This is a genomic window from Thiomicrorhabdus arctica DSM 13458, assembly GCF_000381085.1.
Taxonomy (GTDB): domain Bacteria; phylum Pseudomonadota; class Gammaproteobacteria; order Thiomicrospirales; family Thiomicrospiraceae; genus Thiomicrorhabdus; species Thiomicrorhabdus arctica.
In genome coordinates this window covers 231198-237515 of sequence record NZ_KB905900.1, presented here as the reverse complement: position 1 = coordinate 237515, position 6318 = coordinate 231198, and the positions used below count along the sequence as shown (strand labels likewise).

7 protein-coding genes are annotated in these 6318 nt (G+C 41.8%); 3 read left to right on the top strand and 4 right to left on the bottom strand.

Going from position 1 to position 6318, the window contains the following annotated elements; translation table 11 throughout:
• Positions 1–223: 223 nt before the first annotated feature.
• The 3 genes from F612_RS0109585 to F612_RS0109575 are packed head-to-tail and all read left to right on the top strand — an operon-like array spanning position 224 to position 1974.
• Complete coding sequence (locus F612_RS0109585; protein WP_019557551.1) at positions 224–625, top strand: hypothetical protein; 402 nt, start codon at positions 224–226, stop codon at positions 623–625.
• A gap of 8 nt (positions 626–633) precedes the next feature.
• Positions 634–1479 (top strand): NADPH-dependent 7-cyano-7-deazaguanine reductase QueF, encoded by an 846-nt coding sequence (gene queF / locus F612_RS0109580; protein ID WP_026329719.1) that lies wholly within the window; start codon positions 634–636, stop codon positions 1477–1479.
• Positions 1480–1533: 54 nt separating this feature from the next.
• Complete coding sequence (locus F612_RS0109575; RefSeq protein WP_019557549.1) at positions 1534–1974, top strand: group II truncated hemoglobin; 441 nt, start codon at positions 1534–1536, stop codon at positions 1972–1974.
• Positions 1975–2194: 220 nt separating this feature from the next.
• Here F612_RS0109575 and F612_RS0109570 read toward each other — a convergent pair whose 3' ends face one another.
• From F612_RS0109570 to proV, 4 genes are all read right to left on the bottom strand, one after another.
• Positions 2195–2791 carry a hypothetical protein gene (locus tag F612_RS0109570; protein ID WP_157760529.1) on the bottom strand — a complete coding sequence of 199 codons (597 nt, stop codon included), beginning with the start codon at positions 2789–2791 and terminating at the stop codon, positions 2195–2197.
• A gap of 258 nt (positions 2792–3049) precedes the next feature.
• Positions 3050–4030 carry a glycine betaine/L-proline ABC transporter substrate-binding protein ProX gene (proX, locus tag F612_RS0109565; protein WP_019557547.1) on the bottom strand — a complete coding sequence of 327 codons (981 nt, stop codon included), beginning with the start codon at positions 4028–4030 and terminating at the stop codon, positions 3050–3052.
• A 5-nt stretch (positions 4031–4035) separates the two neighbouring features.
• Positions 4036–5115, bottom strand: coding sequence for a glycine betaine/L-proline ABC transporter permease ProW (gene proW / locus F612_RS0109560; protein ID WP_019557546.1), 1080 nt, complete (start codon positions 5113–5115; stop codon positions 4036–4038).
• A gap of 9 nt (positions 5116–5124) precedes the next feature.
• Positions 5125–6318, bottom strand: a complete 1194-nt coding sequence (gene proV / locus F612_RS0109555; protein WP_019557545.1) for a glycine betaine/L-proline ABC transporter ATP-binding protein ProV — start codon at positions 6316–6318, stop codon at positions 5125–5127.

Sequence of the window (6318 nt, the reverse complement as noted above, 5' to 3'; positions counted from 1 at the left end):
GATGGTAGTGTGGGAGTTCCCATGTGAGAGTAGGTCATTGCCAAGCTTATATTCTAAAAACCCGTGTTGCCTTAGGCTTCGCGGGTTTTTTTTTGCATATTTTCTGCGCATCAATAAACAATTTATATGTTTTGTTGCTTGCTGTTTTAGTGATCTGCTTTCAAATCTTAAACGCATCGCTATAATGATAACTACAGTCTATAACTCAATCAAGGAAATATTCATGGGATCAAGTGTTAAGGTGTCATCCGGTAGCGCGTTAAATATACTGAGTAAAGTCCCGTGGATGTTGTTTGTCATACTCTTTCTCATTGCAGCAGAATACATGAAGCTATCACTCGATGGCCCAGTTGGATATAGCTTTATCACCCTCGCGGTGGTGGTTTTATTTATTGAAATGTTTAAGTCTGGAGATGTCAGTTCAGTTGCATTTCTAATTGATCAGTTTTGGGCGACATTGACCATTATATTAGCCAGCTCTTTACTAACCTATCTTTGGTTTGTAGAAGGTAAGGAGCCAACGTTCTATCATTGGATAGGCTTTGCCATCATAGTTGCTGATGGGTTATTAAATCCCTTCAATGCTTTTAGGACGGCATTGCGTAATTTTGATGTACCAGGTTAGGTGGCATAGTGACTAAGCAACTAACCCACACTGGTACAGCAGCTAGTAGCTTGCTGGGTCAAGAGACTCCCTACTGTGCTCGCTATGATTCAACTCTGCTCTTTCCTATCCCGCGTCAGGAGAAAAGGAATGAATTAGGGTTTGATTTACATTCGATGCCTTTTCAGGGGTTGGATATCTGGACAGCTTATGAAGTCTCTTGGCTAAATTCGAAGGGGAAGCCGATTGCCGTAATAGCAGAATTTGCATTTCCTGCTGACTCTCTAAATATAATTGAGTCAAAGTCTTTTAAACTGTATCTAAACTCCTTCAATGGCACACGTTTTGAAAGCCAACAGCAAGTAGAAGAGTTGTTTATTAAAGATCTGTCTCTGGCCTGTGGTGATTCAGTCGATGTGTTGATAAGGAATTTAGATTTTGATGAGAGTTTAACGGGTGGGTTACCAGGGGAAAATTTAGATACGTTAGATATTGAGGTGACAGACTATCAAGTGAACCCCACTCTATTAACGACAGAAACTTCTCCTGATAAAGTCTGTGAAACGGTGAATAGCCATTTGCTCAAGTCCAATTGCTTGGTGACGGGCCAACCCGATTGGGGTTCAGTGGTCATACGTTACGAAGGCATCCAAATTCATCATGAAAATTTGTTGAAATACCTCATTTCATTCCGTGAGCATAATGAATTTCATGAGCAATGTGTCGAACGTATTTTCACAGATATTATGAAACGGTGTAAACCTGATAAATTGACGGTCTATGCACGGTATGTACGTAGAGGAGGCCTCGATATCAATCCCTATCGTTCAAACTTCGAAGAGACGTTTGATATTGCACGTACCATTAGACAATAAGCAAAATAATTAGAGTAAATTTTTCTATGTTAGATTCCACGGTTGAGAGATACGATGCAAATTTTTACGAAAGATAAATCATATGGTCATGGGGATTCTACCTATCAAGCTGTTGGTGGATATGCGGGACTTGTTATATTAGTTGATCGATTTTACGATGCTATGGATTCCTTGCCACAGGCTGAAAAAATACGTGCAATGCACCGTTCAGATTTGACGAATTCACGCCTTAAGCTTGTCTATTTTCTTTCTGGTTGGATGGGTGGTCCGCAGATCTATGCAGAGAAGTTCGGAGGTATCAATATTCCCCAGGCGCATGCGCATATACTAATAGATGAATCTGATAGAGATGCTTGGCTGAGTTGTATGGCAATGGCTTTATCAGAGTTGGATTACCCTCTTGAGTTGCAACATTACCTTATGGATCAACTTTTCCATCCTGCAGAACGTATTCGTCAAGTCAGCCAAATGAATCACTCTGAGCAGGGAAGATAAATCCGTATTAAAGAACTTGGGTTGAGGTATGCAAATTACCGGCCAGTTTATCTACGTTATAAAACGGTCAGCAGGGTTACTTCATGAGTTTAAATGGATAATGCGACGGTCAGTCTAACCTTTAGTGTGAAAAACCGATGTTCAAGCCTATTTGAACGACTATTACTCACAAAGCCCTCCCTAATCGACCTAGTGAGGAAGTTCTTTGCATCAATGGTCATTATGTTCCGCTCTCAATATGTCCAATTTTTCCAAGAATGTGTTGAATTTGTTGACGCTGTGGTCGGTAGCTTCTCGGTATGTCGGCTAGACTTCCATTACTTAAAGAACCAGAGCAGGTAAGTCGATAGACATTCGGTTGTTGTTTAGAGTGCAAATAGAGATGAACGAGATCCATGGTTGCAGGACGTTCATAGGCCACCATATTGATCGAAGTACTATCCGTCATGGTCGTTGGAGTAATGGCGTCATTGAGTGCTAATTGGGTAGTTTGATTGCGTAAAGCGATCATCTCTTCGTCGATATTCACCTGTTTGATGATAAAGCGTTCTGGTTGGATAATTTGTGGTGATTCGCTTAAATCACGTATTTCAATACGACAATGCGCTTCACTGTGATCAAATGAACTACCCGATATCTGGCCAAACTGAATAAAGGTTCTGCTTTGATTCGGCTGGATTGTAATCGGCGTTTTTAGGACAAAAATCTCTCCAGCTTGAATGTCCATTAAAGACGTTGGCGGTTGCATTGCACACGATGAGAGCATCAATACTCCTAGTGGCAGTAGAGACGCTATGATTTTGTTTATATTAGCCATTTAATTGCTCCATAAATAATCAGGCCTGGTCATTTAAGCACGGTATATCTCTATCATCTACCTAAGTGTGAACTTACGCAACAAAAAAGTACTTATAGCACACCATCTAAAGGTTTTATCTAATCTTGAGCACTCATAAAGATACGGGCTTACTAAATATAAACTGTGGTGAGAAAATCCACCTGATAGAATTCTAAACTCCACCCATAAAAAAGCACGGTAAACCGTGCTTTTAACTGAGGCTTTTTTGTGGATTTTTTATTTAGCTGCTTTGGCTTGTGCAATCCAGCTATCAAATGTTTTTTGATGAGCCTTAATCCATGCATCAACATGACGATTGATATCAACCATCGTGTTCTGACCATTTTTAATCAGCTGATTCTGCGCAGAGATGTCGTTAACGTCAACGTGCATAATAGAGAACAGTTTTGCTACATCCGGATGTTTTTTAGCGACAGAGTGATTTGCTACAATACGCATGGCATTGACATTAAAACCATAATTAGCCCCATTTGGTAAAGAGGTGTCTTTGGTTATTGGGTGAGCCGTATGAGTCACTTGTAACCAGACAGTGTCTCTTCCTGGAACCAGGATGCCGGAGACCCAGTAAGGTGTCCAAGTATAATAAAGGATTGGCTTGCCTTGCTCAAAGTTTGTGATGGCTTCAGAGATGATCGCTGAGTATAAACCTTGCTGGTGCGTGACAGTGTCGCGCAGACCGAAGTTATCTAACTGGTACTCAATGACTTTCTCACAACCCCAACCTGGAGTACAGCCTGCAAGATCGGCTTTACCATCCCCATCATTGTCGAACAATTTGGCAATTTTCGGATCTTTTAAATCATTAATATATTTTATGTTGTATTTATCGGCCGTTTTCTTATCAATCAGGTAGCCTTGTGCACAGCCCTCAACAAAATTTCCTTGTCGATAAAAAGCATCATCCCCACCTGCTTTGTTATACATCGCTTCATGTAAAGGTGCCCAGTTTACCGCCATAAAACTGATGTCATCAGAATCAGCTTCTTGTGCAATCTGTTGGTAAGCGACTGCATAATCAACTTCTTTAATGCTACCGACCTGGTATCCAAGCTTACTCAACGCTCTATTTACTATTTCTGTTTGGAATGTTTCTTCAGCGATCGCGCTCTGAAAAGGGGTTACTTTGGCAGCCCATGTGGCTTGACTCATCGAAGCCATTAATAAGGTTGCCGAAAGAATGAGAGGTAATTTTTGCATAAGTATTATCCTTTGTTTTTAAGTGTCGGAATGTATTTGAGTAGCCACCAGAGGGGTTCACGTTGATACCAGTGAATTCTGGTATTCGACTTGGGTTGTTGACCCATTGATTGAGTGATTCTATCCAACATGATTGCGAGTAAGACAATAGATAAGCCGCCAATGGCGGCTAGGCCCATATCTAAACGACCAATGCCTCGTAATACCATTTGGCCTAACCCTCCAACCGCAATCATGGAAGCAATGACCACCATTGACAGTGAAAGCATTAAGTTTTGATTAATGCCTGCCATGATGGTCGCTTTAGCAACCGGGAGTTCAATTTTAAACAACATTTGTAATGGATGTGCACCATAGGCATGTCCTGCTTCGATTAAATCTGCCGGCACCTGGCGAATTCCTAAGCTTGTTAGGCGCACTAAGGGTGGAAGGGAAAAGATAATTGTCACGACGACGCCAGGTACATTGCCGATCCCAAATAGCATGACAATCGGTATTAGATAAACAAATGCCGGAGTGGTCTGCATGGCATCCAGTATTGGCATAAAGATGGATTGCATTCGATTGGATTTTCCCATCCAAATTCCAAGCGGTATACCAACCAGCATACTAAACAGTACCGCCGTAAACACCAGCGCTAATGTGACCATGGTCTCGGGCCAAGCTCCAAGAAAGCCGATGATTAAAAGGGAGGCTGCGCTGAGTATCCCGAGCTTGCGTCCACCAATTTGCCAGGCAAATAATGTAAAAAAAACAAGAACAAACCATGGATTTAAGCTTAGTAAAAAGGTTTGTAAAGCAGTTAGGATGACATCAACAGGGATGCGAATCGCTTGAAATACATCGCGAAAATTATCAACAAGCCAGTCAAGGCCATTTTCAACCCAATGATCCAATGGGATCAGTTTCTGGGCAAAAGGATCGGTCCAAGAAAAGGCTGTTTGCGTATTATCAACCGCACCGGCTTGGGTTAACCAATCGGCTTGCGGTGAAATGCTTTCAGTAGGAATCGTTTCTGCTGAGCCCCAGGGATTGCTTGTGGGTTCAGGCTGTGAAGGTGTTTCCCACGGGTTATTATCAGACATAGAATTTTCCTAATTTGGGTCTAAAGCTTTCAGGAGTTTGGTGCGGGTCAATATACCAATGATCTCATTTTTTTCGTTGGTAATGGGCAATGGACAAGGTGCTTCAGCCATCAGACCAATTACTTCATTCAATGGCGTATCAGCATCAATGGTGGTTACACCCGTGAGATAAGAGTCTTCGACTTTGTCGGTGGTTTTTGCAGCCGCTTGCATGCTTTCAACGGTGGATACACCAATAAACCGCTTGTCGCTGGTGGTGATATAGGCGTAATCAAAATCTGAATCATCTAGAAGACGACTTAGTGTTTTCAGTCCCTGGCTGCCCTTTTTGGGAACAGAAAAGAATTTATGATTAATGATGTTTTTGGCCGTGAGCACTTCACTCATTGACACACCTTTGAAGAAAGCCTCGACATATTCTGTTTCTGGGTTACGCAAAATTTCTTCGGGTGTGCCAACTTGTACAATATTACCCTGCTCCATAATGGCAATGCGATCACCAATTCGCATTGCTTCATCAAGATCATGAGAAATAAAAATAATGGTGCGGTGGTTTTTTTCTTGTAACTTGACAAGTTCGTCTTGCATTTCAGTTCGAATCAACGGGTCAAGCGCTGAGAAGGCTTCATCCATCAGCATGATTTCCGAGCCGGTTGCCAGGGCTCTCGCAATTCCTACTCTTTGCTGCATTCCGCCGGATAATTCCGATGGATAAGAGTTAGCATGAGTTCCAAGGCCGACCTGCTCTAGAGCATCTAAAGCTTCTTTCTGCGCTTGATTTTTATTAAATCCATCAAGTGTTAGACCAAAGGCCGCATTTTCAATTACGGTCATATGTGGCAATAGCGCAAAAGATTGGAATACCATCGATATCTTTTTTCGGCGGGCTTGTCGCAACTCTTTATCAGACATTTGCGTGATGTTTTGGCCATCAATCCAAATATTGCCTTCAGTCGGTTCGATTAAACGATTTAACAAGCGCACAAGTGTCGATTTACCTGAACCTGATAGCCCCATGACGACAAAAATTTCACCAGCGTAGACTTCAAAACTGGCATTATTGACACCTACAGTGTTACCCGTTTTAGCAAAAATAGCCTCTTTATCGAGCCCTTTATGGATAAGACTGATTGTTTTCTTAGGATGATCACCGAAAACCTTATAGAGGTTTTCAACTTTGAGTTTAACGTTTTTTATAGTCAT

Bases quoted from the DNA above. Each gene is read 5' to 3' on its own strand.
- F612_RS0109585 (WP_019557551.1), top strand. From the start codon at position 224: ATGGGATCAAGTGTTAAGGTGTCATCCGGTAGCGCGTTAAATATACTG.
- F612_RS0109575 (WP_019557549.1), top strand. From the start codon at position 1,534: ATGCAAATTTTTACGAAAGATAAATCATATGGTCATGGGGATTCTACC.
- F612_RS0109570 (WP_157760529.1), bottom strand. From the start codon at position 2,791: ATGGCTAATATAAACAAAATCATAGCGTCTCTACTGCCACTAGGAGTA.
- proX (WP_019557547.1), bottom strand. From the start codon at position 4,030: ATGCAAAAATTACCTCTCATTCTTTCGGCAACCTTATTAATGGCTTCG.
- proW (WP_019557546.1), bottom strand. From the start codon at position 5,115: ATGTCTGATAATAACCCGTGGGAAACACCTTCACAGCCTGAACCCACA.
- proV (WP_019557545.1), bottom strand. From the start codon at position 6,318: ATGACTATAAAAAACGTTAAACTCAAAGTTGAAAACCTCTATAAGGTT.